Annotated in this window: 24 protein-coding genes and 1 pseudogene; 12 read left to right on the top strand and 13 right to left on the bottom strand. The window is 71.5% G+C overall.

Annotation, left to right across the window (positions count from 1 at the left end; all coding sequences use genetic code 11):
• Positions 1-94 precede the first annotated feature (94 nt).
• Positions 95-1,846: an acetyl/propionyl/methylcrotonyl-CoA carboxylase subunit alpha gene (locus tag ACPXCB_RS20410; protein ID WP_425877222.1), complete on the bottom strand. Its 1,752-nt coding sequence runs from the start codon at positions 1,844-1,846 to the stop codon at positions 95-97.
• A gap of 146 nt (positions 1,847-1,992) precedes the next feature.
• Here ACPXCB_RS20410 and ACPXCB_RS20405 point away from each other — a divergent pair, with 146 nt between their 5' ends.
• From ACPXCB_RS20405 to ACPXCB_RS20390, 4 genes are all read left to right on the top strand, one after another.
• The gene (locus ACPXCB_RS20405) at positions 1,993-2,604 is read left to right on the top strand and encodes a PadR family transcriptional regulator (RefSeq protein WP_421458610.1); all 612 of its coding nucleotides are present in this window, start codon (positions 1,993-1,995) and stop codon (positions 2,602-2,604) included.
• 131 nt (positions 2,605-2,735) lie between these two features.
• Positions 2,736-3,695 carry an ATP-binding cassette domain-containing protein gene (locus ACPXCB_RS20400; RefSeq protein ID WP_425877221.1) on the top strand — a complete coding sequence of 320 codons (960 nt, stop codon included), beginning with the start codon at positions 2,736-2,738 and terminating at the stop codon, positions 3,693-3,695.
• 18 nt (positions 3,696-3,713) lie between these two features.
• Positions 3,714-4,469: an ABC transporter permease gene (locus tag ACPXCB_RS20395; RefSeq protein WP_425877220.1), complete on the top strand. Its 756-nt coding sequence runs from the start codon at positions 3,714-3,716 to the stop codon at positions 4,467-4,469.
• A 120-nt stretch (positions 4,470-4,589) separates the two neighbouring features.
• A complete protein-coding gene (locus tag ACPXCB_RS20390) occupies positions 4,590-5,897 on the top strand; it encodes an MFS transporter (RefSeq protein ID WP_425877219.1) in 1,308 nt (435 codons plus the stop codon).
• 173 nt (positions 5,898-6,070) lie between these two features.
• Here ACPXCB_RS20390 and ACPXCB_RS20385 read toward each other — a convergent pair whose 3' ends face one another.
• Positions 6,071-6,724: an O-methyltransferase gene (locus ACPXCB_RS20385; RefSeq protein ID WP_425877218.1), complete on the bottom strand. Its 654-nt coding sequence runs from the start codon at positions 6,722-6,724 to the stop codon at positions 6,071-6,073.
• A 154-nt stretch (positions 6,725-6,878) separates the two neighbouring features.
• On the opposite strand from ACPXCB_RS20385, the gene ACPXCB_RS20380 reads away from it, so the two are divergent.
• Positions 6,879-8,087: an RNA-guided endonuclease InsQ/TnpB family protein gene (locus ACPXCB_RS20380; protein WP_425877217.1), complete on the top strand. Its 1,209-nt coding sequence runs from the start codon at positions 6,879-6,881 to the stop codon at positions 8,085-8,087.
• A 27-nt stretch (positions 8,088-8,114) separates the two neighbouring features.
• Here the strand turns inward: ACPXCB_RS20380 and ACPXCB_RS20375 are convergent, their stop codons facing one another.
• From ACPXCB_RS20375 to ACPXCB_RS20355, 5 genes are all read right to left on the bottom strand, one after another.
• Positions 8,115-8,771, bottom strand: a complete 657-nt coding sequence (locus ACPXCB_RS20375) for a Maf family protein (protein WP_425877216.1) — start codon at positions 8,769-8,771, stop codon at positions 8,115-8,117.
• 87 nt (positions 8,772-8,858) lie between these two features.
• Positions 8,859-10,010: a type VII secretion-associated serine protease mycosin gene (gene mycP / locus ACPXCB_RS20370; RefSeq protein ID WP_425877215.1), complete on the bottom strand. Its 1,152-nt coding sequence runs from the start codon at positions 10,008-10,010 to the stop codon at positions 8,859-8,861.
• A 23-nt stretch (positions 10,011-10,033) separates the two neighbouring features.
• A complete protein-coding gene (locus ACPXCB_RS20365; RefSeq protein WP_425877214.1) occupies positions 10,034-11,434 on the bottom strand; it encodes a coiled-coil domain-containing protein in 1,401 nt (466 codons plus the stop codon).
• Complete coding sequence (locus ACPXCB_RS20360) at positions 11,431-11,910, bottom strand: hypothetical protein (protein ID WP_425877213.1); 480 nt, start codon at positions 11,908-11,910, stop codon at positions 11,431-11,433. Before ACPXCB_RS20360 ends, ACPXCB_RS20365 begins: the two co-directional genes overlap by 4 nt.
• A gap of 143 nt (positions 11,911-12,053) precedes the next feature.
• Positions 12,054-12,263 (bottom strand): acyl-CoA carboxylase subunit epsilon, encoded by a 210-nt coding sequence (locus ACPXCB_RS20355; RefSeq protein ID WP_357577876.1) that lies wholly within the window; start codon positions 12,261-12,263, stop codon positions 12,054-12,056.
• 92 nt (positions 12,264-12,355) lie between these two features.
• Between ACPXCB_RS20355 and ACPXCB_RS20350 the strand changes: the two genes are divergently transcribed.
• Together ACPXCB_RS20350 and ACPXCB_RS20345 are read left to right on the top strand one after the other, a co-directional pair.
• Positions 12,356-14,278: a protein kinase domain-containing protein gene (locus ACPXCB_RS20350; RefSeq protein ID WP_425877212.1), complete on the top strand. Its 1,923-nt coding sequence runs from the start codon at positions 12,356-12,358 to the stop codon at positions 14,276-14,278.
• 91 nt (positions 14,279-14,369) lie between these two features.
• A complete protein-coding gene (locus ACPXCB_RS20345) occupies positions 14,370-14,600 on the top strand; it encodes a hypothetical protein (protein WP_151454419.1) in 231 nt (76 codons plus the stop codon).
• 98 nt (positions 14,601-14,698) lie between these two features.
• Here the strand turns inward: ACPXCB_RS20345 and ACPXCB_RS20340 are convergent, their stop codons facing one another.
• Together ACPXCB_RS20340 and ACPXCB_RS20335 are read right to left on the bottom strand one after the other, a co-directional pair.
• Positions 14,699-15,451, bottom strand: coding sequence for a GH25 family lysozyme (locus ACPXCB_RS20340; RefSeq protein ID WP_425877211.1), 753 nt, complete (start codon positions 15,449-15,451; stop codon positions 14,699-14,701).
• A gap of 163 nt (positions 15,452-15,614) precedes the next feature.
• Positions 15,615-15,785 carry a hypothetical protein gene (locus ACPXCB_RS20335; protein ID WP_425877210.1) on the bottom strand — a complete coding sequence of 57 codons (171 nt, stop codon included), beginning with the start codon at positions 15,783-15,785 and terminating at the stop codon, positions 15,615-15,617.
• Between ACPXCB_RS20335 and ACPXCB_RS20330 the strand changes: the two genes are divergently transcribed.
• The 3 genes from ACPXCB_RS20330 (at position 15,784) to ACPXCB_RS20320 (ending at position 17,959) form a co-directional block, all read left to right on the top strand.
• Positions 15,784-16,533, top strand: coding sequence for a M50 family metallopeptidase (locus tag ACPXCB_RS20330; RefSeq protein ID WP_425877209.1), 750 nt, complete (start codon positions 15,784-15,786; stop codon positions 16,531-16,533). The two genes, ACPXCB_RS20335 and ACPXCB_RS20330, sit on opposite strands and share 2 nt — an antisense overlap.
• Before the next feature lie 69 nt (positions 16,534-16,602).
• Complete coding sequence (locus ACPXCB_RS20325) at positions 16,603-17,103, top strand: SigE family RNA polymerase sigma factor (protein ID WP_425877208.1); 501 nt, start codon at positions 16,603-16,605, stop codon at positions 17,101-17,103.
• The gene (locus ACPXCB_RS20320; RefSeq protein WP_425877207.1) at positions 17,096-17,959 is read left to right on the top strand and encodes a hypothetical protein; all 864 of its coding nucleotides are present in this window, start codon (positions 17,096-17,098) and stop codon (positions 17,957-17,959) included. The genes ACPXCB_RS20325 and ACPXCB_RS20320 overlap by 8 nt, the downstream gene beginning before the upstream one ends.
• Before the next feature lie 120 nt (positions 17,960-18,079).
• Here ACPXCB_RS20320 and ACPXCB_RS20315 read toward each other — a convergent pair whose 3' ends face one another.
• Positions 18,080-19,663, bottom strand: coding sequence for an acyl-CoA carboxylase subunit beta (locus ACPXCB_RS20315; RefSeq protein ID WP_425877206.1), 1,584 nt, complete (start codon positions 19,661-19,663; stop codon positions 18,080-18,082).
• 105 nt (positions 19,664-19,768) lie between these two features.
• Here ACPXCB_RS20315 and ACPXCB_RS20310 point away from each other — a divergent pair, with 105 nt between their 5' ends.
• Together ACPXCB_RS20310 and ACPXCB_RS20305 are read left to right on the top strand one after the other, a co-directional pair.
• Positions 19,769-20,644, top strand: a complete 876-nt coding sequence (locus tag ACPXCB_RS20310; protein ID WP_425877205.1) for a biotin--[acetyl-CoA-carboxylase] ligase — start codon at positions 19,769-19,771, stop codon at positions 20,642-20,644.
• A gap of 84 nt (positions 20,645-20,728) precedes the next feature.
• Complete coding sequence (locus ACPXCB_RS20305; RefSeq protein ID WP_425877204.1) at positions 20,729-21,301, top strand: PH domain-containing protein; 573 nt, start codon at positions 20,729-20,731, stop codon at positions 21,299-21,301.
• A 108-nt stretch (positions 21,302-21,409) separates the two neighbouring features.
• Here the strand turns inward: ACPXCB_RS20305 and ACPXCB_RS20300 are convergent, their stop codons facing one another.
• The 3 genes and pseudogenes from ACPXCB_RS20300 to ACPXCB_RS20290 form a co-directional block, all read right to left on the bottom strand.
• Positions 21,410-22,156, bottom strand: a complete 747-nt coding sequence (locus ACPXCB_RS20300) for a GtrA family protein (protein ID WP_425877203.1) — start codon at positions 22,154-22,156, stop codon at positions 21,410-21,412.
• 65 nt (positions 22,157-22,221) lie between these two features.
• Entirely contained in the window at positions 22,222-22,767 is a 546-nt protein-coding gene (locus ACPXCB_RS20295; protein WP_425877202.1) for a GtrA family protein, read from the bottom strand.
• Positions 22,768-22,921: 154 nt separating this feature from the next.
• Positions 22,922-23,014: pseudogene (locus ACPXCB_RS20290) on the bottom strand (GtrA family protein); the annotation flags it as partial.
• Positions 23,015-23,075 lie beyond the last annotated feature (61 nt).

Genomic DNA, 23,075 nt, shown 5'->3' with positions numbered 1-23,075 from the left:
GGGCGCACCCCGCCCCGCTTGCCGCGCCCTGCCGTGCCGTGAGGAAAGGCACCTTCCTGTACCGGAAACGTCAGGAAGGTGCCTTCCTCACACCTCAGGCGATGGTGCAGATCGCCGCGCCGGCGGTGATGACGACGCCGACCTCGGCCGCGAGGCCGCTGACCGTGCCCGCCTTGTGGGCGTGCAGCGGCTGCTCCATCTTCATCGCCTCCAGCACCACGACCAGGTCACCCTCGGCCACGGTGTCGCCGTCGGCGACCGCGATCTTGACGATGGTGCCCTGCATCGGGGACGTCAGCGCGTCGCCGCTGACCGCGACGCCGGCCTTGGCCCCGCCGCCCCGGCGGGCCGGCTTGCGTGCGGCGGGCGCGGCGGTGGCCGTACCCCCGCCTAGGCCGGCGGGGAGGCTGACCTCCAGCCGCTTGCCCCCGACCTCGACCACGACGGTCTCGCGCTCGGCCGGCGCCTCGGCGGGGCCGGCGGCGGCGGTGAACGGCACGACGGTGTTGTCGAACTCGGTCTCGATCCACCGGGTGTGCACGGTGAAGGGCTCGGCGGTGAACGCCTCGTCCCGGACCACCAGCCGGTGGAACGGCAGCGCGGTGGCCATGCCCTCGACGACCATCTCGTCCAGGGCGCGCCGGGCGCGCTCCAACGCCTCGGTACGCGTCTCGCCGGTGATGATCACCTTGGCCAGCAGCGAGTCGAAGTTGCCGCCGATCACGTCGCCGGCGGAGATGCCGGTGTCGACCCGGACGCCGGGGCCGGTGGGCAGCCGCAGCGCGGTGACCGTGCCGGGCGCGGGCAGGAAGTTGCGGCCCGGGTCCTCGCCGTTGATCCGGAACTCGATCGAGTGCCCGCGCGGCGTCGGGTCCTCGGTGAACCGCAGCTTCTCGCCGTCGGCGATCCGGAACTGCTCGCGGACCAGGTCGATGCCGGCGGTCTCCTCGGTGACCGGGTGCTCGACCTGGAGGCGGGTGTTGACCTCCAGGAAGGAGATGGTGCCGTCGGCGCCGACCAGGTATTCCACCGTGCCGGCGCCGTGGTAGCCGGCCTCGCGGCAGATGGCCTTGGCGCTGTCGTGGATCTGGGCGCGCTGCGCGTCGGTGAGGAACGGCGCGGGAGCCTCCTCGACCAGCTTCTGGTGCCGGCGCTGGAGCGAGCAGTCCCGGGTGCCGACCACGATCACGTTGCCGTGCCGGTCGGCCAGCACCTGCGCCTCGACGTGGCGCGGCTTGTCCAGGTAGCGCTCGACGAAGCACTCGCCCCGGCCGAACGCGGCGACCGCCTCGCGGGTGGCCGACTCGAACAGGTGCGGGATCTCCTCCATGGTGCGGGCCACCTTGAGCCCGCGTCCGCCGCCGCCGAAGGCGGCCTTGATGGCGACCGGCAGGCCGTGGTCGACGGCGAACGCCAACACCTCGTCGGGGCCGCCGACCGGGTCGGGGGTGCCGGGCACCAGGGGCGCGCCGGCGCGCTGGGCGATGTGCCGGGCCGTGACCTTGTCGCCGAGGTCCCGGATCGCCTGCGGGGTGGGGCCGATCCAGGTCAGCCCGGCGTCGATGACGGCCTGGGCGAAGTCGGCGTTCTCGGAGAGGAAGCCGTAGCCGGGGTGGACCGCGTCGGCGTCAGCCTTCGCGGCGACCGCCAGCAGCTTGTCGATCCGCAGGTACGTGTCGGTGGCGGTGTCCCCACCGAGCGCGTACGCCTCGTCGGCCAGGGTGGCGTGCAGGGCGTCCCGGTCGGAGTCCGCGTAGACGGCGACGCTGCCGAGGCCGGCGTCGCGACAGGCACGGATGACGCGGACGGCGATCTCGCCGCGGTTGGCGATGAGTACCTTGCGCACCTTGCTGGCTCCTCCCGGAGGGTCACTGACCGGGAGTGTATCGGCCACCGTGCCGGCCCTAACGATCGCTCAGTGTGGGATGCCGCACTGTTCAGCGCGCCCTAGTCAAATTTGCTTATTACGCTCATCCGGTGTCTGCCACGCGAATGATGATCCTCGGCCTGGTGCGCTGGATGCAGCCCGTGCACGGCTACGACGTGCGCCGGGAGCTGCTCAGTTGGAGCGCCGACAGGTGGGCGAACGTGCAGCCCGGATCGATCTACCACGCCCTGCGCAAGCTGACCCAGGAGGGGCTGTTGCGCGAGGTCGCCACCGAGCAGGTGGGCGCCCGTCCGGCCCGCACCACGTACGAGGTGACGCCGAAGGGCGAGGAGGAGTTCGAGTCGCTGCTGCGCGGCCTGTGGTGGCAGCTGCACGAGCCGCCGGATCCGTTCGCGGCGGCGTTCTCCTTCCTGCCCGCGATGCCGCGCGAGGAGGCGGCGGCCGCCCTGCGCAACCGGGCGAACCTGCTGCGCGCCGGTGTCGAGTGGATGCGTACGTCGTTGAGTTCTGGCTGGATGCGTTCGACCAAGCCGGTGCACGTGGGGTGGATGTTCGAACTCTGGACCGCCCGCTCCGAGGCGGAGATCTCCTGGTGCGAGCGGATCGCGGAACGGATCGAGTCGGGGGTGTCGTACCTGCCTGAAGGGCTGGAGCGGGCGCAGGGCTGGGAGGGCTGGGAGGAGCGGTTGCCGCCCCGCCCGACGGAGGGCGAATAATCAACGTTGACCATAAGAGCTATATCGCGTTAGCCTGCCCGGGGCGCCACGGGGGAAGCATGCCGTCCGGCGTCGTCTCCGAGGGACAGACAGGTGGCCGGTGGCACCGGCCCGGACGACCAGGAGCAGACATGATCGAGACCAGAGGGTTGCGGAAGTCGTTCCGCTCCCGAGAGGGTCGCCAGAAGAAGACCGTCGACGCGGTGCGCGGCGTCGACCTGAAGGTCACCGAGGGGGAGATCTTCGGTTTCCTCGGTCCCAACGGCGCCGGCAAGACCACCACCCTGCGGATGCTGGCCACGCTCATCGAGCCGGACGGCGGCGAGGCGACCGTCGCCGGGGCCGACCTGCGCAAGGACCCGGCCGAGGTGCGCCGCCGCATCGGCTACGTCGCCCAGGGCGGCAGCACCTGGGACGAGTCCACCGCCCGGGAGGAACTCGTCCTGCACGCCCGCATGTACGGCATCGGCAAGGCCGACGCGCACCGGCGGGCCGCCCGCGCCCTAGACGCCTTCCAGCTCACCGAGTACGCCGACCGCAAGTGCAAGACCTACTCCGGCGGTCAGCGCCGGCGGGTGGAGATCGCCCTCGGCATCATCCACGAGCCGAGCATCGTCTTCCTCGACGAGCCGACGACCGGCCTCGACCCGCAGAGCCGGGCGCACATGTGGGACGAGATCCGCCGGCTGCGGGGCGACGGCATGACCGTCTTCATCACCACCCACTACCTGGAGGAGGCCGACGCGCTCTGCGACCGGATCGCGATCATGGATCACGGCGAGGTGGTCGCGGAGGGCACCCCGACGGAGCTGAAGCGCGAGATCTCCGGCGACGTCGTGCTGGTCGGGCTCGACGCGGCGGCCACCCCGCAGGCCGCGCAGCTGCTCGACGGCGAGCCGTACGTCAACAAGCTGGAGACCGCCGAGGAAGGCGGGCTGCGGCTCTACGTCGACGAGGGCGCCACCGCCATCCCGCAGATCCTGCGCCGCGTCGACACCGCCGGCCTCGGGCTCAGGTCCATCGAGCTGCACCGGCCCAGCCTCGACGACGTCTTCCTCACCAAGACCGGCCGCTCGCTGCGCGAGTCCTGATCCCGACCGGAGAGATCCATGAAACTCGCCCGTGACACCTGGCTGATCTTCCAGCGCCAGCTCCAGCTACTGCTGCGCAACCCCATCTGGGTCTTCGTCGGCGTCTTCCAACCGGTGATGTACCTGCTGCTCTTCGCCCCGCTGCTCAAGCCGGCGCTGAACGCGCCCACCCAGGCGGAGGCCTACAAGATCTTCGTACCCGGCCTGCTGGTGCTGCTGGCCATCTTCGGTGGCCTGTTCCAGGGCTTCGGCCTGATCGCCGAGCTGCGCGCCGGGGTCATCGAACGCTCCCGGGTCACCCCGATCAGCCGCCTCGCCCTGCTGCTCGGCCGCTCGCTGCGCGACGTGGTGTCGCTCATCGTGCAGGCGGTCATCATCACCCTGCTCGCGCTCCTGTTCGACCTGCGCGTCTCCCTCGTCGACCTGCTGCTGGCGTACCTCATGCTCGCCCTGATCGCGCTGATGACCTCGGCCGTCTCCTACGGCATCGCGCTCAAGGTCAAGAGCGAGGACGCGCTGGCCCCCCTGATGAACACCGTGGCCCAGCCCGTGCTGCTGCTCTCCGGCATCCTGCTGCCGCTGACGTTCGCCCCCGGCTGGCTCCAGGGCATCGCCGAGTGGAACCCGTTCTCCTGGGCGGTCGACGGCACCCGGGCCCTCTTCGCCGGCCAGCTCGGCGACGACAAGGTCTGGCAGGGCCTCGGCATCATCGCGCTCCTCGCCGCCGCCAGCGTCGTCTGGGCCGCCCGCCAGTTCGCCCGCAGCGTCCGCTGAGGTGAAAGGAAGGGCACCTTCCTGACGCCTGCGGTAGCGGAAGGGGCCCTTCCTGACGCAGGGGAGAGTTGCCTCTCACCAGGGGCGGGGCGCCGTCCCCACGCTTGTAGCGTGAGGCCGGTGCCCCGCCTCACCCGTGACCGGCTCACCTGGCTGACCTACGCCCAGCTCGGGCTGTGGGGCTTCTTCCTCTACGGCTTCGGGCCGGTCGTGCCGCTGCTGCGCGACGAACAGGGCACCTCGGCCGCCGTCGCCGGCCTGCACAGCACCGGCATCGCCGTCGGCGCGCTGGCCGGCGGGGCGCTCTTCGCACCCCTGGCCCGCCGCCTCGGCCGGGGCCGGGCGATCTGGATCGGGCTGGCGGGCGTGGCGGCCGGCGTCGTCGCCCTGGGCGTCGTCCACGCCCTGCCCGCCACGATCACCGCCGTAGCCGTGATCGCCACCTTCGGCATGCTGGTGATCAGCGGCGTGTCCGTGGTGCTCACCGACCGGCACGGCGCCGGCGCCCCGGCGGCGCTGACCGAGGCCAACGCCGCCTGCGCCGGCGCCGGCATCCTCGCCCCGCTGGTCATCGGCGCCAGCGTCGACGCCGGGTGGGGCTGGCGACCGGCGATGGCCGTCGAGGTCGGCCTGATCGCGCTGGTCGCGCTCGCCGCCGTGACCTTCCGCGTACGCCTGCCGCAGCCCGCTCCCGCTGCCGCGGCTCCCGGCTCTCCGGCTCCCGGCTCTCCGGCTTCAGGCTCTTCGGCTCCTGGCTCTCGGGCTTCAGGCTCTTCGACTTCCGGCTCTTCGGCTTCCGGTGGGGTCGCCTCGGTGGCCGGTGTCCACGGGTCCGGCCGGCGCCTGCCGGTGGCGTACTGGATCGCCTGGGTGCTGATGGCGGTCACCGGCTCGATCGAGGTCTGCCTGTCGCTCTGGACGGCCGACGTGCTCCGCTCGCACGCCGGGATGGCGGCCGGCGGCGCCTCGGCCGCCGTCGCCGCGATCGTCTGCGGCATGTTCGTGGGCCGGCTCGCCGGGGGCCGCCTCGCCCTGCGGTACCGGCCCGTGCCGCTGCTGCTGGCCGCGCTGGGCGTGTCGCTGGCCGGGTTCGCGCTCTTCTGGATCGCGCCGGTCGGCTGGCTCGCCGTTACCGGCCTGGTCGTCCTCGGCCTCGGCAACGCCCTGCACTACCCGCTGGCGATCTCGATCGCGCTCGCTGTCGCCGGGCCGGCTGCGGACCGGGCGGCCGGCTACGCGTCGTACTCGATGGGGGTGGGCTTCGGGATCGCGCCGGTCGCGCTCGGCTGGGTGGCCGACGGCGTCGGACCGCACCTGGCCTTCCTGCTGCTGCCGGCCTTCATCGCGGCGGCTGCGCTGCTCGCCGCCCGCCTGGGCCGCGCCCTGCGCCCGGCCCCCGCCGAGACCCGATCCCCGACCCCCGTCTGACGCCAGCGACCTCGCGGTTCTTGCATCCTCCGGCGGTTCTTGCATCCCCTGCGGATCTTGGGTTTCTCCGGCGGTTCTTGCGTGCCCCGTGGATCTTGCCCTCCGGTGGATCTTGGTAGGAATCGGCCCCTCCAGGGGCCGTTTCCTACCAAGATTGCGCTGAGGTGAGGGCGTCAGTGCACTCGGGCCAGGGTGAGGCCGTCGGCGATTGGGAGCATCACCGCGTCGACGCGGACGTCGGCGAGCACCTCGTCGTTGAACGCCGCGATGGCCCGGTCGTCGGCGTTCTGCGGGGCGATCACCCGGCCACCGCGCAGCACGTTGTCGACCGCGATCACCCCGCCGGGTCGCATCCGGGGCACCAGCTCCGCCCAGTAGACCGGGTAGCCGGTCTTGTCAGCGTCGATGAACGCGAAGTCCAGGTGGCGCTCGTGGGGCAGCTCGCGCAGCGTGTCGCCGGCCGGGCCGATCCGCAGCTCGATCTGGTCGTCCACACCGGCGCGGGCCCAGTACCGCCGGGCGATGCCGGTGAACTCCTCGGAGATGTCGAAGCAGGTCAGCCGCCCGCCCTCGGGCAGCCCGCGGGCGATCGCCAGCGACGAGAGGCCGGTGAACGTGCCCACCTCGACGGCCTGCCGCACCCCGAGCAGCCGGGTGAGGAAGGTCAGGAAGGCGGCCTGCTCCGGTGCGACCTGCATCTGCGCGTCATTCGGCAGGGCCGCGCGGGTCTCCTCGGCAAGGTCCCGCATGATCTCGTCCGGCGGCGCACCGTGCCCGACCAGGTACGCGTGCAGTTCCGACGTGAGCGGGATCGACTTGGTGGTCATCGAAAACCTCCGTGGAAACCCCTGGCTTTAGCCGTGGGAGCAAACGGAACTCTTGCAGGTCGGGACAGGAAAGGCCGATCCGCGGCCAAGGCGGATGGGTGTCCACCCGCATGTCACCGTAGAGCTTACTGGCTATCTTGCTAGGCCATGAGCCATGGCCAGGGCTGTGAAACGGGCGTTCAGGTTCCGCTTCTACCCGAGCTCCGAGCAGGCTTGTGAGCTTGCCCGCACGTTCGGCTGTGTCCGGCTGGTCTACAACATGGCATTGCAGGCCCGCACCGAGGCGTGGACGCTGCGCCAGGAACGGGTCAACTACAACACCACGTCGGCGATGTTGACCGCGTGGAAGAAAACCGACGACCTGGCGTTCCTCAACGAGGTGTCGTCCGTGCCGTTGCAGCAGACGCTGCGGCACCTGCAAGTCGCGTTCACGAACTTCTTCGCCAAGCGCGCCCGGTACCCGAGCTTCAAGAGCAAGAAAAAGTCGCGCCGGTCGGCGGAGTACACCACCAGCGGGTTCCGCTACCGCGACGGCCAGTTGACGCTGGCGAAGATGGCCGAGCCGCTGGATATCGTGTGGTCCCGGCCGCTTCCCGAGGGCGCGAAGCCGTCCACGGTGACCGTGTCGCAGGACGCGGCCGGTCGCTGGTTCGTGTCGCTGCTGTGTGACGACCGGATCGAGCAGGCTCCGGCGCCGAGCCCGGCCGTCGGGGTCGATGCCGGCCTGGACAGCCTGCTCACGCTGTCCACCGGCGAGAAAGTCGTCAACCCGAAGCATGAGCGCCGCGACCGGGCCGCACTCGCCAAGGCGCAGCGGAACCTGGCCAAGAAGGAGAAGGGCTCCGCGAACCGGGCCAAGGCCCGACTCAAGGTCGCCCGCGTGCACGCCCGGATCACCGACCGCAGGCGGGACCATCTGCACAAGTTGACCACTCGGCTCGTTCGTGAGAACCAAACGATCGTCGTCGAGGACCTGACCGTGCGCAACATGGTCAAAAACCGCAGCCTGGCCCGCGCCATCAGCGACGCGGCCTGGCGGCAGTTCCGCACCCTGCTCGAATACAAGGCCGACTGGCACGACCGCGACCTCGTTGTCGTGGACCGCTGGTTCCCGTCGTCCGAACTGTGCTCGGCGTGCGGTGCGCTCGCGCAGCGGATGCCGCTGAACATGCGGTCGTGGACCTGCCGATGCGGGCAGACCCACGACCGCGACGTCAACGCGGCCCGCAACATCCTCGCGGAGGGGCTCTCCGTGATTGCCTGTGGAGGCGGTATAAGACCCCAACGGACGAACGTCCGGACGGGGCGGCCGCCGGTGAAGCAGGAAACCCAGCGGGCGACCGCTGGAATCCCCCGCCTCTAGACGTGGGTAGGAAGTCAAGAACGGACGCTAGCCGAGCAGTTCGACGGTCTGACTGCCGGGCGCGATCTTCGTCCACAGATCCGTGATCGGGATGTCCAGTTCGGCGAGAAGGCGGCGCAGCATCGGCAGGCTGAGCCCGATGACCGTGCTCGGATCACCCTCGATCCGCTCCACGAAGGGACCGCCCAGGCCGTCGATCGTGAAGGCCCCCGCCACGGCCAGCGGCTCGCCCGTGCCCACGTACGTGGCGATCTCGTCGTCGCTGACGTCGGCGAAGTGCACCACGGTCGACGCGACCGCCTCGGCCCGCCGCCCGGCTGCGACGTCGATCAGGCAGTGCCCGCTGTGCAGCACACCGCTGCGCCCGCGCATCCGCTCCCAGCGCCGGGTGGCGTCCGCCGCGTCGGTCGGCTTGCCGAGGATCTCCCCGTCGAAGGCCAGCACCGAGTCGCAGCCGATCACCAACGTCCGCTGGTCGTCGGCCGGCCGCAGCCGGGTGAGCACGGCCTGCGCCTTCATCCGGGCCAACTCCAAGCAGAGGTCCTCGGCCCGCTCGGTGACCACGAGGGACTCGTCGACGCCGCTGACCAGCACGTCCGTCTCGATCCCGGCGGCTTGGAGAATCTTGCGGCGGGCAGGGCTGGCGGAGGCGAGCACGAGGCGGAGCGGCATGGAATTCGGCACGTCGCCGACGTTACCGGCTGACCGGGACGACGACGTCTCGGGTGGGACGTGTCGGCCCTCCTCGCCCGTCTCCGTCTTCCGGTTCGCTCAGCGACTGACGCGGGGCGGCGGGTCGTCGCCCCGACGCCGCCGACGGGCGATGAACGTCCACGCGCCGCCGGCCGCCACGATCACGCCGAGGGTGACCAGGCCACGGGTCGTCGCCGCATCGCTCCCGTCGCCGGCCGGCTCCGCTACCGCCGTCGTGGTCGAGGGGGCGTGGGCCGGCACGCTCGCCGTCGCCGATCCGAAACCCAGCGGCGGTACGTCAGCCGTCAACGCCGCCACCAGGTCGATGACCCCGTGGCCGTACTCGTCGTCCCGTCCCGGCGGGCCCTTGTCGATCGCTGTGGCGGTGAGCCTGTGCGCCACCTCGGAGGCAGGCAGGTACGGGTACTTGGACCGGATCAAGGCGGCGGCCCCAGCAACGATGGCTGTGGAGTCTGAGGTGCCGGTGCCTTTGCGATACTTGCCGTCGATGCTAGTGCTGAAAATGTCGACTGCCGGAGCGGCCACGTCGATTTCCGGTCCGGTGACTGACACTGAGGCTCGCTGGCCGAGCCGATCAACCCCACCTACGGCAATTACGCCAGGGTAGGCGGCAGGGAACCCGACGTGTTGGCTAAGGGGCTTATTACCTGCTGCGGCGACAATAACTATGTCCGCGCGGATTGCGGCCTCGATTGCCGTATGTAAACGGCTATCTGCTGCTCCTGCTGCTGAAATGCTGATTACTTCCGCATTTTGCGTGATTGCATAGTCTATCGCGTCTGCCAAATGGTGACTGGTTCCCCCTTGGTTATTATTCTTCACCCGTATAGGAAGGATCTTCGCCTTGGGGGCGATGCCAAGGGCGCCTCGTTTGTCAGTTCGCCCGTGGGCGGCGATTAGACCTGCCATGCCGGTTCCGTGGCTGTCTCGGTCTTGTCGGCCGTCGCCACTGCCTCCAGCAACAATATCTGTGCCTCGACGCAGGTTGTGCGCAAGATCGGGATGCGGATGAACGCCGGTGTCTGGCACCGCAACTGTCACACCTTTGCCTTGAACGATTCTATGTACTTCGGCAACCCTGAGAAAGTTGAGGTGCCACTGGTCCCCCCGGATCCGGTCAACGCCCTGCGGACTTGCGGCGCTACGGTTAGACCAAGCATGCGAGGTGGTGGGGGGCAGGAGTGTTGCTGTAAGAGTGAGCAGCGCCAAGGCGGCCTGGATAGTCCGAATTCTCAACGGTTAAAGCCAATAGCCGGACCTGGGTCGATGGGGCCATCTTCGTCCGGAGGGCGGACTACCGGGCTTACGCCTTGGTCCACTTCCCATGGGTGGTCCGGATCCCAGCGTCGCGTCTCCTTGTCACTGCCGTCGTACCGCCCCGACTGGCCCGGCATCCCGCCTGAGCGGGCAGTGCCCATGCCGGGTGCTCCACCGATTGGCGGTATACCCTGCACCGCGCTGAAGTTGCGGCCAGCCCCAGGGCGGGAGCCTGCGCCCCCGGTCGGAGCGGTGCCTGCGCCCCCGCCACCGATTACTCCGCCAATCGGGTTAACTCGGCGTTGCTGTGCGCCGCTGCCACTCGATGGTCCAAATCCCATTCCGGGGGTTCCGCCGATCAGGCCACCTGGTGGCATGGGCCGGGGCGATGCCGGTGGCGTGGCAGGCGGGAGCCCCGGAATTGCTCCGTTGACCGGCCGGCTGCTAGGGCCAGGCTGCCCGATCGGCAATCCAGAGATCCCACGTCCAGGCCGCACGCCTGGCGGCATTGCAGGCATGGGTCCACTGCCGGAAGCAGTGGGGAGGCCGGGTGGAGTTGCACCTGGCATCGCGGGATTGATCGGAGAAGGCGCTAGACCGGGTTTGACCCCGCCGAGGACAGGCCCGACGTTACGGGTGGTAGGTGCGGAGATCTGTCGCGCGTTCGTGGTCGGCCGGGCAACGGGCGAAGTAGTCGAACTCGACAACGGCACGGGAATGATGGGAGGAATTACCGGAGCGGCAGAGCTGGCGCCCCCGTAGATGTCGGGGTTGTGCTGGTCCGCCTCAGGTGAAGGCTTAGGCCTAGGTGGTGGTTGGCGGAGCATTACTCGGGCCTGTTGGAGTTCGCCGCTGAGGCCGTACATGATGCCGCGCGCCTGGACGTTGAGGCGTTCGAGGTCCGCATCCGTCACCGGGCGATCGGGGACCCGGCTGCCCATGGCCGCCTTCGGGTCGGCGAGCGTCGCGTCGTACGTCTGCTTCTCCTGGACCTTGACGGCGTACGCCTCGTAGATCTTCTTCAGTTCCGTGCGGGTGGCGCTGATGGCCTGCGTGGCGGCGGAGAGCGCGGTGTAGTTGGCGCTGGCGGCGTCGTGCGTGCGCTGCACCTTGTCGATGAGCTCGTCCAGCTCGCGGACGTAGGCTCGGGCCGCCTCGTTGGTCTCCGGGGGCCATGCCTCGGCGAGCCCTTTGCGGTATTCCTGGAGCCGGCTCAGGTGCATCCGGGCGAGGTCGCAGATCTTGCGCCAGCCGGCGACCTGCTTCCAGTGGTTGGTGGTGTCGTGGTCCTGGAGGCAGGCCCACATGCTGGCGACGTCCATCAGCCGCCAGTCGGTGAGGGCGGACGTGCGGCCGCCGGTGCCCCGTTCGATCATGGCAGCACCACCGGACCCTGTCCCCGTCCCTGACCCGGCGCGGGTTCCGGCCCGGTGGGATCGGGCAGCATCGGCGGCGCGCCGCGAGGTGCCGTGGGGGCCGGGTGGGCGAGGGCCCGCTCGATGTCGGTCACGCGCGCGGCGGCGAAGGCGTCGGACCCGGTGTAGCGGGTGGCGACGGTGCCGGCGGCGACGGCCAGGTGGCCGGTGACGTCGCGGACGCCCCAGACCATGTCGGCGGTGGCCTGCTGGGTCTCGTGGTGCGCGCGCAGGAAGTCGACCAGCTCGATGAACGCGTCGGCCGGGTTGGGCACCGGTGCTGTCAGGTCCGCGGCGATGTACGACAGGTGCGGGTCGTAGTTGCGTTCCACTTCGGCCTGGAGCTTGTCGGCGAACTCGCGGAGCTGGCGGATGTCGGCCTCGATGCCGCCGTAGCCGCGGAGCCAGGACGCTGGACCGTCCTCCTCGGGGATCATCGGCCCTCCCTGCCCGTCACTGCGTCGTTTCCCTGAGTGAGGTTAATAGGTCCCCGGGGGTGTCGGCAGCCCCGCCCCGGCACACACCGGCCGCCCCGCGGGTGTGCAGGGGTGCCGAGCTGCGGTGATCCGCTTGGAAAAGGTCAGCGGGGCAGGCCGGACGCCCGCCAGGCGCCGGGGCCGGCGACCGCCGCCGCGACGGGCCGGCCGGAGCGCGCCCAGGCGGACGCGGCGACCGGAGGGGTCGCGGCGGCCGGGCGGGACCGTACGACGATCGCGCCCACCAGCGCGGCCAGTTCCTCGGCGGTGGGGACTCCGCGGACGACCCGGAACAGCGGCTCTTCGGCAGACATGGTGTCAGCGTACGCGTCGGAGAGGTTGACCTTGACCGCACAGTGGCGTGCCGGCGGTGTGAGCGTCGTCGGCTCCGGGTACCGTCTGGGCGATGTCGAACGCGCTGCCCCAACTCGTCGCTGACCGATACCGGCTCCTCTCGCCGCTCGGTCAGGGTGGCATGGGTCGGGTGTGGAAGGCGCGCGACGAGGTGCTGCACCGGGACGTGGCGATCAAGGAGCTCGTCCCGCCGCCCAGCCTCACCGACGAGGAGCGCCGCGAGATGCGGGAACGCTCGCTGCGTGAGGCCCGGGCCATCGCCCGGCTCAACCACATCAACGTGGTCCGCATCTTCGACGTGCTGCGCACCGACGGCGACCCGTGGATCGTCATGGAGTACGTGGCGTCGAAGTCGTTGCAGGACACCCTCGCCGAGGACGGCCCGGTGACGCCGGCGCGTGCCGTGGAGATCGGCCTGGGCGTGCTGGCCGCGCTGAAGTCGGCGCACAAGGCCGGCGTGATGCACCGCGACGTCAAGCCCGGCAACGTGCTGCTCGGCGACGACGGCCGGGTGGTGCTGACCGATTTCGGCCTCGCCACGATTCCCGGCGACCCCAACGTGACCCGCACGGGAATGGTGCTCGGGTCGCCCGCGTACATCTCGCCGGAGCGGGCCCGCGAGGGCACCGCCGGGCCGGAGGCCGACCTCTGGTCGCTGGGCGCCACCCTCTACGCGGCGGTCGAGGGCAAGTCGCCGTACGCGCGACCGTCGGCGATCGCCACCCTGGCGGCGCTCGCCACCGAGCCGATGCCGCCGCCGAAGAACGCCGGGCCGCTCAAGCCGGTGCTCAACGGCCTGCTGCGCAAGGACCCGAACGAGCGGATCACCGCCGAGGTCGCGGAGAAGCTGCTGCGCCGCGCCGGCGGCAAGCGCACCCGCACGATTCCGCTGCTCGACGGCGTACGCCGGCCGGGACCGAACGGTCCGCGTGAGCCGCGCCCGCCGCTGGTGCCGGCACCGCGACCGGCCGAGGGCGGGCCCGACAAGCCGGTCAGCCCGCCGGCGCCGCGCGCGCCGCTGGCGGCGGCCGCCGCGGCGTCCACCGCCGAGGACGCGGCGGCGGCGCTCTCCTCGGACTCCGTGCCGACCGCCAAGGTCGGGTCCTCCACCTCGGACGCGGCCCCGACGGCGAAGGTCGACCCGCCGAAGCCCGCGCTCGACGACACGAAGGCCGAGCCGGTGGTCCCGGCGCCCGGCAGGCCGGCGAACCCCACCTCGGTGATGCCCGCGCCGGTCAGCCCGCCGTCAGGCCGGGCGACGGTCGTGGCGTCCGACGGTACGAAGCCGAGCAACACCCGGCGCAACGTCCTGATCGGCGTGCTGGTGGCGCTGCTGCTGATCGGCCTGGTGGTGGTCGTGCCGATGCTGACCAGCGGCGACGGTGGGGACGGCGGCGGCACCCCGCAGGCCGACCCGACCGGCGCCGCGACCTCGCAGGGGCAGCCGCCGCAGTCCTCCGCGCCAGCCCCACCCACGAGCGCCGCGCCGAGCCCGACGCCCTCGGCCACCCCCTCGCCGACCCCGGACGCGCTGCCGGCGGGCTGGAAGCTGCACAAGGACCCGGGCGGCTTCACGGTGCCGATCCCGGCGACCTGGGTGCGCCGCAACGCCGGAGCCAACACCGTCGTCTTCGACGAGCCCGGCGGGCCGGGCGAGCTGCTGGTGCAGTGGACGTCCAGCCCCAAGTCGGACGCTTACGCCGACTGGAAGGGGGCCGAATCGGCCCGCAAGAACTACGTGAACAACTACCAGTACCTGAGCATCAAGCGCTGCGACTACTTCAAGACCTGCGCCGACTGGGAGTGGCTGGAGACCCGCGACGGCACCCGGATCCACGTCCGCAACCGGGGCTTCGTCACGGCCAAGAACCGCGGCTACGCCCTCCGCTGGGAGGTCGCCGCGAAGGACTGGCAGGCCAACCTGGCCAACTTCGACCGGATCGCCAAGGGCTTCGTGCCCGACCGCAAGGACTGACCCGCGGGATTCGCGTCCGTTGCGAGATCGACTCGCATGACCTTCCGCCGTACGGGGTATCTGACCTTCACGACGGAAGGGAGGGTACGACATGGGTTACCGACGGAGGGACGCCCGGCCCCGAGTGGCACTGTGGATGCTCGTGGCCCTCGGCGACATCGTCCTGCTGCTCGCCGCCGCCGGCCTGCCGCTGCTGTTCGCGCTGCTCAGCGTCGTCACCGTCACCCTCGCCGGGGTGGGCGTCCGGCGCTTCGCCCGGCGCAACGCGCTCGCCCGCGAGAACGCGGCGACTGTGCCCGTGGCGGCCCGACGGCAGGTCTGACGCCCGCGAGAGCGGCGTGGCGGCAGCCGGACCAGTTGTCGACCGTACGGTGACAACCGATCCCGCTGCCGCCAACCGCCTCCCCAGGCGATTCAGGATCAGGTGTTGTTGGCCAGGGCGATCAGCCGGCTCCGGTCACCGTTCCAGTGGTTGCGGTCGACCCCGCCGCTGATGCCGGCGACGCTGCCCCGGTCGGTGTACTGCCAGAAGCTCCAGACCGGTGCCCCGGCCGGCAGCGCGCCGACCGTGCTCGACCAGCGGGCCACCCAGAGCGGGTGGTTCGCCCACGGGGCGCTCCAGCTGCCGGTGCACTGGTTCCACCAGCTCGTGGTCGTGTAGATGACGGCGTAGCGGCCGGTGCGCGCCCGGTAGGTGTTGAGGAAGTCCTGGACCCAGTTCCGCATGCCCGTCGTGCTCAGGCCGTAGCAGTAGCCGCCCGCGTAGGGGTTGGCTTCGAGGTCCAGCGCGGCCGGGAGGGTGCGGCTGTCGGCCGACCAGGCGCCGCCGTTGGAGGCCAGGTAGTTCGCCTGCACCGCCCCGGAGGAGATGTTGGGCCGGGCGAAGTGGTACGCGCCCCGGATGACGCCGGCGTTGTAGGCGGCCACGTAGTTCGTGTTGAACCTCGGGTCCTTGTAGCTGGTGCCCTCGGTCGCCTTGATGAAGGCGAACTGGATGCCCGCGTTGCGGACGCTGGTCCAGTTGATGGCGCCCTGGTAGTGCGACACGTCGATGCCGGGCGTGGTGGCGGCCGCAGCGGGGGTCGCGGTCGCGACGAGCCCCGCCGCCGCGGTGGCGAGGGCCGCGAGGGTGGCGGCCAGCAGCCGCCGAAGGGATGTTCCGGTACGGGTCATGGATGCCTCCAAGGACGCCGAACGAATAGACGTCCATCTTTGGAGGTAAGTGCCCCAAATGGCAAGGGGAGCTAAGGAAATCTTCAGGAACGGCGGAAGCCGGCCACCCCGGCGGCGGGTGTCTCCGCAGCCGGCGAGCGGACTGGGTGAGGCGCTCTCCGCCTCAGCGCAACGTGGCCGGGTCGACGCGCCAGCGGATCGGCTCGGCCAGGCGGAACTCCTCGCCCGGCTTCGCCACCTGGTCCTCGACGTAGTGCGCGCCGTCGAGCCGGTACAGCCGCAGCGCGTGGCCGGCGCCGCGACACAGGTCGGGGCCGGTAGGCTCGCGCCCCATGGTGTCGATCGACGGGCTCGGCGGTCTCTGGGACAAGCTGTTCGCGGCGCAGCCGGACCCACCGCCCCTGCTGGTGCTGCTGACCGCCGTCGTCGCCCTGGTGGTCGTCTCCACCCGGCTGCCCTGGCGGATCGCCCGCAACGCCATCACCATCGCCCACGAGGGCGGGCACGCGCTGGCCGCCCTGCTCACCGGCCGCCGGCTGCACGGCATCCGGCTGCACTCGGACACCTCGGGGCTGACCCTCTCCGCCGGCCGGCCCACCGGCCCCGGAATGATCCTCACCCTGCTCGCCGGCTACGTCGCCCCGCCGCTGGTCGGGCTGGCCGGCGCGTGGCTGCTCGGCGGCAACCGGATCACCCTGCTGCTCTGGGTCGCCGTGGCGCTGCTGCTGGCCATGCTGATCATGATCCGCAACGTCTTCGGCGTGCTCTCGCTGCTGGTCACCGGCGGGGTGGTCCTCGCCGTCTCCTGGTACGCCGAGCCGCAGGTGCAGGCGGCGTTCGCGTACGCCGGGGTGTGGTTCCTGCTGCTCGGCGGGGTGCGGCCGGTGGTGGAGCTGCAACGGCTGCGCTCGCGGGGTCGGATGCCCGCCTCCGACGCCGACCAGCTCGCCGGCCTCACCCCGCTGCCGGCCTTCTTCTGGGTCACCGCCTTCGCCCTGGTAAACCTGGCCGCACTCGGCGCCGGCGCGCTGCTGCTGGCCGGCCCGATCCTCACCGAGGCCGGCCTGACCCCCGGAAAATGATCGGTCGACCGGGCAACCGGCGGCACCGTCCGACGCGTGTCCCCTGCGACCGTCACGGGGAGGTAGCAGGTGCCGGACGTCGACGGATTCGACGAGTTCTACCGGGGCAGCCGGCAACGGCTGCTCGGCTACGTCTACGCGCTGACGGGCGACCTGGCCGAGGCACAGGACGCCGTGCAGGAGGCGTACATCCGGGCCTGGCAGCGCTGGTCGACGGTGAGCGCGTACGAGGAGCCGGAGGCGTGGGTGCGGGTGGTGGCGAGCCGGATCGCGGTCAGCCGGTGGCGCAGCCTGCGCAGCCGGGCCCGCGCCTACCTGCGGCACGGCCCCGGCGAGAGCGTGCCCGGCCCGGACACCGCCACCGTCGACGTGGTCACCGCCCTGCGTCGGCTCCCCGAGGAGCAGCGCACCGCGATCGCCCTCTACTACCTGGTCGGCATGCCGGTCGCCGAGGTGGCCCGGCAGACGGCCGCCCCGGTGGGCACCGTCAAGGCCCGGCTCTTCCGGGGGCGCGCCGCGCTCGCCGGGCTGCTCGCCGTCTCTGACCTGGAGGAGGCCGCCGATGCGTGACGAGACGACGTTCGTCGAGCAACTGCACCGGGACCTGCGCGAGGTCCGCTGGCCGGAGCCGGCGGAGATCCGCGCCCGGGCCCGCAGGCGCAGCAGGCGTACGGCGGTGCTGGCGGCGGTCGCGGTGCTCGTCGTCGTCTCCGCCTCCGCCGTGGCGGTCGGGGACCGGTCCGGGCAGCGGGGGCTGGCCCCGGCGGCGTCCCCCTCGCGGCTGGCGGCGCCGGGGAACCGGGTCGAGATCCCCCCGGCGGCCCTGCTGCAGAAGGACGACCTGACGGCGCGCAGCGGTCTGCAACTCAGCGAGGCCGGCCTGGGCGGGAGCGTCGACGTGGGCATGGCCCTCCGCCGGTGCGCCACCAGGCGCGCGAGCGGTGTGCCGGCGCAGGAGACCTGGGTGAGCCGGTCCCAGACGGTGCTGCGACCGGCGACCGGCGGGGGGCGGCTCGGCGACGTCCTGGTCGTCCAGGACCTGCACCGGATGCGGGACGACGGGGCCGCCCGGTTCTTCGACGGACTGCGCCGGCAACTCACCGTCTGCCGGGAGTGGCGGGAGGTGCGGTCGATCGAGTGGGGCGGCGAGTCCGTCACCGTCGAGGACGTGCACCGCTGGAACGTGCCGCACCGCGACTTCGCCGGTGACGAGTCCCTGCTGCTGCGCCACTCCGTCGCCGCGACCCTCGACCCGGCCGACGGGCAGGTGCCCGGCCGCCCGTCCACGCCGGACGCGACCGTGGTGGTGCGGGTCGGCGACCTGGTGAGCGTGCTGATCCTGGAACCGACCGCCGAGGACGACCTGGTCCGCCTCGCCGGTCTGGCCGCGCGGCGCATGTGCGCCGCCGCCAACCCGTCCTGCTGACCGCCCACCCGATCGGCCGCCCGATCGGCCGCCCCGCCCCCCGGTCCGCGCGATGTCAGGGCAGCCGTGGCCTGCCCCGGTCGACGGGGGACACCGCGCGGATCCCGCGGGGGCGCGGCGTCACAGCGGGATGTTGCCGTGCTTCTTCGGCGGCAGGGTCTCGCGCTTGGTGCGCAGCACCCGCAGCGCGCGGACGATCTGGGCCCGCGTCTCGTGCGGCGGGATGACGCTGTCCACGTAGCCGCGCTCCGCCGCGATGTACGGGTTGGCGAGGGTGTCCTCGTACTCGGCGATCTTCTCGGCCCGCACGGCAGCCGGGTCCTCGGCGGCGGCCAGGTCCGAGCGGTAGAGGATGTTCACCGCGCCCTGCGCCCCCATCACCGCGATCTGCGCGGTCGGCCAGGCGAAGTTCAGGTCCGCGCCGAGGTGCTTGGAGCCCATCACGTCGTACGCCCCGCCGTACGCCTTGCGGGTGATGACGGTGACCTTCGGGACGGTGGCCTCGGCGTACGCGTAGATGAGCTTCGCGCCCCGGCGGATGATGCCGTCCCACTCCTGGCCGGTGCCGGGCAGGAACCCGGGGACGTCCACGAAGGTCAGCACGGGGATGTTGAACGCGTCGCAGGTGCGCACGAACCGCGCGGCCTTCTCGGAGGCGGCGATGTCCAGGGTGCCGGCGAAGTGCATCGGCTGGTTGGCGACCACGCCCACCGGACGGCCCTCCACCCGGCCGTAGCCGATGACCATGTTCTGCGCGTAGAGCGGCTGGACCTCCAGGAACTCGCCGTCGTCGAGGACGTGCTCGAGCACCCGGTGCATGTCGTACGGCTGGTTCGCCGAGTCGGGGATCAGCGTGTCCAGCTCCCGGTCCTCGTCGGTCACGTCGAGGTCGGCGGGTGCGTCGAAGACCACCGGCTCGTCCAGGTTGTTCGACGGCAGGTACGACAGCAGCGCCTTGACGTAGTCGATCGCGTCCTGCTCGTCCGTGGCGAGGTAGTGCGCGTTGCCGCTGCGTGAGTTGTGCGTACGGGCGCCGCCCAGCTCCTCCATGCCCACGTCCTCGCCGGTGACCGTCTTGATGACGTCCGGGCCGGTGATGAACATGTGCGAGGTCTGGTCGACCATCACCGTGAAGTCCGTGACCGCCGGGGAGTAGACCGCGCCGCCGGCGCACGGGCCCATGATCAGGGAGATCTGCGGGATGACGCCGCTGGCCCGTACGTTGCGGAAGAAGATCTCGCCGTAGAGGCCGAGCGAGGCGACGCCCTCCTGGATGCGCGCGCCCCCGGAGTCGTTGATGCCGACGACCGGGCAGCCGATCTTCATGGCCAGGTCCATGACCTTGACGATCTTCTCGCCGAAGACCTCGCCGAGGGAGCCGCCGAAGACGGTGAAGTCCTGGGCGAAGACGCAGACCTGCCGGCCGTCGATGGTGCCGTAGCCGGTGATGACGCCGTCGCCGTACGGGCGGGTCTTCGCCAGCCCGAAGTTGGTGGACCGGTGCCGGGCCAGCTCGTCCAGCTCGACGAAGGAACCCTCGTCGAGCAGCATCTCGATCCGCTCGCGGGCGGTCTTCTTGCCCCTCGCGTGCTGCTTCTCGACCGCGCGCGCCGACCCGGCGTGCACCGCCTCGTCGACCCGCCGATCCAGGTCGGCCAGCTTGCCCGCGGTGCTGTGGATGTTGATCCCGGTCTCGGTAGTCACCCTGGGAATATAACGATGGTTCAGGCCGCCGCCGCTGTGCAGTTCGCCTCAGCCCGGCCGCGACGTCCCCGGTCGGTCGGCCGGGGGCGGCCGTAGGCTGACGGGATGCCGGGCTCGCCGTACACCGATCTGGACCGCCCGCCGCTGTCAGCGGCGCGGCTGCGGCGGGCGTTGGTCGCCCCGCACGGGCCCTGGGCCCGCCTGGAGTTGCGCGTCGAGACCGGCTCGACCAACGCGGACGTCGCCGAGGCGGCCCGGGCCGGCGAGCCGGAGGGCCTGGTGGTGGTCGCGGAGCGGCAGACCGCCGGGCGCGGCCGGCGCGGCCGGGCCTGGCAGTCGCCGGCCCGGGCCGGCATCGCCACCAGCGTGCTGCTCCGCCCCGGGGAGGCCGTCGCCGACCGTGGCTGGCCGTCGGCGCCCCAGGCGGGGTACGGCTGGCTGCCGCTGCTCGCCGGCGTCGCCCTGGTCGAGACGGTGACCCGGCTGGCCGAGCTGGACGCGGGCCTGAAGTGGCCGAACGACCTGCTCGTCGGCGACGCGAAGTGTGCCGGCATCCTCGCCGAGGCGGTGCCGGGGCCCTCGCCGGCCCGGCCGCCCGCGATCGTGCTCGGTGTCGGCCTCAACGTCACGCTGCGCGCCGACGAGCTGCCGGAGAACCCGACGGGGCTGCCGGCGACCTCCCTGCAACTGGCCGGCGCGGCGGCCACCGACCGGGACCCGCTGCTGCGGGCGCTGCTGCGCGGGATCGCCGACTGGTACGGCGAGTGGCGCGCGGCCGGCGGGGACGCGGTCGCCAGCGGCCTGCGCGACGCCTACCTGGCGAGCTGCGCGACGATCGACCGGCAGGTACGCGTGCTGCTGCCCGGCGGCGACGAGGTGACCGGCACCGCGACCGGCGTGGACGCCGACGGCCAACTCCTGGTCGCCACCCCCGCCGGCACCCGGGCCCTGGCGGCCGGCGACGTCCTCCATCTCCGCTGATCGCCGACTCCCGCCGCGCGGCTGATCCCCCGGCGGGAGGGGAGCGGCTACGGTCAGCGCGTCCGTTTCTGCGAGGAGGTTCCTGTGGCGTTCCCCGATGACGTGCTCACCGAGGACGAGCACGTCGTACTGCACCTGCACCCGCACTGGAAGGCGCTGATCCGGCCGGTCGCGGTGCTCGTGCTCGCCGTCGCGGCGGTGGTGGCCGGCGTGGTCCTCCTGCCGTCCGGCGGGGGCGGCTCGATCGCGCTCGCCGTCATCGGCGGCCTCGCCCTGCTGGCGGTGCTGTGGCTGGCGCTCTGGCCGTTCCTGGTCTGGCGGACCACCCACTACCTCTTCACCAACGAGCGGGTGCTGCTCCAGCAGGGAGTGCTCTCGCGTGACCGGCGGGACATCCCGCTGACCCGGATCAACGACCACGCGATGAACCAGCAGTTCGTGGAGCGCCTGCTCGGCTGCGGAACCCTGACCATCGAGTCCGCCGGCGAACGCGGCCAGTCCGTCCTGCACGACGTGCCGGGCGTCGGTCAGGTCCAGACCAAGCTCTACGAGCTGGTGGAGGCCCACCACGACAAGCACTCCCTCGGCGACGAGGAGATGCGCGACATCCTGGCGGACCTGCACGAGGGTAAGCCGCTGCGGGACCCGACCGCCTGAACCGGCGCGGCCCGACCGCCTGAACCGGCGCGGCCCGACCGGCGCGGCCCGGGAGCGGGCCGGAACCGGTCGGGCCAGGACGGCGGGTGGGTCAGGACGGCGCGTGGGTCAGCGGCGGGGCGGGCGGCGGGTGGTGGCCTGGAGTTCGGCGGCCAGTTCCGCCTCCAGTTCCCGGTCGAGGGAGCCGCCGAGGCCGGCGTCGAGCGGGACGGGGCGCCCCTGGACCGGGGCCCCCGGGCCCGCCACAGACGCGGGTTCGGGGCCGGGCGCGCCGCGTGGGGCACGCCGCGGGGCGCCGGGCGGTGGTTCGGACTCCTCCAGCTCGGAGATCGACTCCGCCAACTCGGCCACCGGGTCCATTTCGGCCATGGTGTCCCACTCGTCGCGCGGGATGCTGTGCCACGTCTCGGCCGCGTGGGCCGGCGTCGGTTGGAAGACGAACGTGCGGTAGGACCAGAAGCGGAACAGCGTCGCGAGCAGCACGCCACCGGTCTTGGCCACGTTGAGGGCCAGCAGGCTGGTCAGGCCCAGCCCGTACTTGGCGGCGGCCAGGACGCCCAGCTCGATGAGCAGGCCCGCCCCGTTGAAGAGGAAGAAGAGGACGTACTCGCGCCGCATCGCTGCTTTGGGGCGATCCCGGTACGTCCAGTGACGATTCATCAGATATGACGTGATCGTCGCCACTACGGTCGCGATCACCGTCGCCTTCAGTTGACCGTCCACGAAAACGGTCAGTGCGAGTGCGTTGAACACCGCGTAATTGATTACGGTGTTGACGCCGCCGACGATTCCGAACTTGAGCGCCTCGTGGATGAACTTCTGCCAGCGCTCAGGCAGCAGACGGACAAGACGCATGCGGAACACCTTAGGGCAGTGGGCGGGGCCGGCAGGCTCCGGCCGGGACGAAGGTGGGCGGCAGGTCACGCCCGGTGGTCTCGGTGGTGCTTCTCTTCCGGAACGGAGGGGGTTCCCGCTTCGACGAAGACGAACCGTCGGTAGGACCAGAACCGGAACAGCGTCCCGAGCCCGGTCCCGACGATGAAGCTGGCGATGTTGTCGGCCAGCGGGGTCTGGAACACCTCCGGCCAGATGCTGCCCAGGCCGTAGCGGCTGACCGCCAGGCAGGCCACGGCGATCCCCAGGCCGACGCCGTTGAAGAAGAAGAACAGCGCGTACTCGCGGGCCGGGTTGGAGCGCTTGCGGTGCCGCCACGTCCAGAACCGGTTGCCGACGAACGCCACGGACGCCGCGATCACCGTCGAGATGGTCTTCGCGGTGACCTGCTCGACGCCCCGTACGCTCGTCAGGTAGTTGAAGAGCGCGAAGTCGATCAGGAAGGCGATCCCGCCCACGGTGGCGAACTTGCTCAGCTCGCGGACCAGGTGACCGAAACGGTCCACCAGCGAGCGGACCAGACCCGGGCGGGTCTGCGGAGAGCCGGGCTCCCCGGTCGTCGTCGCGGCCACGACGCGAGCCTACCGGCTGGGGTCATCCCGCACGGGTAGCAACGGCGGACCGCTCGCCCGGGTGTGCACCTGTGGACAGAGCGTAACGAGATGAGGCGCCCTGCGGGGCGGTTCGTCGGTTCCGCCGCCCGGGGCGCGGCCGGACCGGCCGGTGACGGTTCCCCACAGGATTTGCGTGAAACTGCGCGTGAAAGCGGGTATTAGCTCGTGATGCCGCAGCGTGCCCGTACCTTGTGCAGTTCTTCACAACCAGTCCCACTGACTGGTGACCTCGCCCGGTTTACGCTGAGGCCAATCCCAGGTTTCCA

Source organism: Micromonospora sp. DT62 (assembly GCF_049847285.1).
Lineage (GTDB): Bacteria > Actinomycetota > Actinomycetes > Mycobacteriales > Micromonosporaceae > Micromonospora > Micromonospora reichwaldensis.
The sequence above is the reverse complement of the archived record's forward strand: the minus strand, read 5'-3'. Positions and strand labels throughout refer to the sequence as shown.

Bases quoted from the DNA above. Each gene is read 5' to 3' on its own strand.
- ACPXCB_RS20350 (WP_425877212.1), top strand. From the start codon at position 12,356: ATGTCGAACGCGCTGCCCCAACTCGTCGCTGACCGATACCGGCTCCTC.
- ACPXCB_RS20310 (WP_425877205.1), top strand. From the start codon at position 19,769: ATGCCGGGCTCGCCGTACACCGATCTGGACCGCCCGCCGCTGTCAGCG.
- ACPXCB_RS20385 (WP_425877218.1), bottom strand. From the start codon at position 6,724: ATGACCACCAAGTCGATCCCGCTCACGTCGGAACTGCACGCGTACCTG.
- ACPXCB_RS20360 (WP_425877213.1), bottom strand. From the start codon at position 11,910: ATGATCCCCGAGGAGGACGGTCCAGCGTCCTGGCTCCGCGGCTACGGC.
- ACPXCB_RS20330 (WP_425877209.1), top strand. From the start codon at position 15,784: ATGGTGTCGATCGACGGGCTCGGCGGTCTCTGGGACAAGCTGTTCGCG.
- ACPXCB_RS20355 (WP_357577876.1), bottom strand. From the start codon at position 12,263: ATGTCTGCCGAAGAGCCGCTGTTCCGGGTCGTCCGCGGAGTCCCCACC.
- ACPXCB_RS20400 (WP_425877221.1), top strand. From the start codon at position 2,736: ATGATCGAGACCAGAGGGTTGCGGAAGTCGTTCCGCTCCCGAGAGGGT.
- ACPXCB_RS20380 (WP_425877217.1), top strand. From the start codon at position 6,879: ATGGCCAGGGCTGTGAAACGGGCGTTCAGGTTCCGCTTCTACCCGAGC.
- ACPXCB_RS20320 (WP_425877207.1), top strand. From the start codon at position 17,096: ATGCGTGACGAGACGACGTTCGTCGAGCAACTGCACCGGGACCTGCGC.
- ACPXCB_RS20340 (WP_425877211.1), bottom strand. From the start codon at position 15,451: ATGACCCGTACCGGAACATCCCTTCGGCGGCTGCTGGCCGCCACCCTC.
- ACPXCB_RS20300 (WP_425877203.1), bottom strand. From the start codon at position 22,156: ATGCGTCTTGTCCGTCTGCTGCCTGAGCGCTGGCAGAAGTTCATCCAC.
- ACPXCB_RS20365 (WP_425877214.1), bottom strand. From the start codon at position 11,434: ATGATCGAACGGGGCACCGGCGGCCGCACGTCCGCCCTCACCGACTGG.
- ACPXCB_RS20345 (WP_151454419.1), top strand. From the start codon at position 14,370: ATGGGTTACCGACGGAGGGACGCCCGGCCCCGAGTGGCACTGTGGATG.
- ACPXCB_RS20405 (WP_421458610.1), top strand. From the start codon at position 1,993: ATGATGATCCTCGGCCTGGTGCGCTGGATGCAGCCCGTGCACGGCTAC.
- ACPXCB_RS20335 (WP_425877210.1), bottom strand. From the start codon at position 15,785: ATGGGGCGCGAGCCTACCGGCCCCGACCTGTGTCGCGGCGCCGGCCAC.
- ACPXCB_RS20395 (WP_425877220.1), top strand. From the start codon at position 3,714: ATGAAACTCGCCCGTGACACCTGGCTGATCTTCCAGCGCCAGCTCCAG.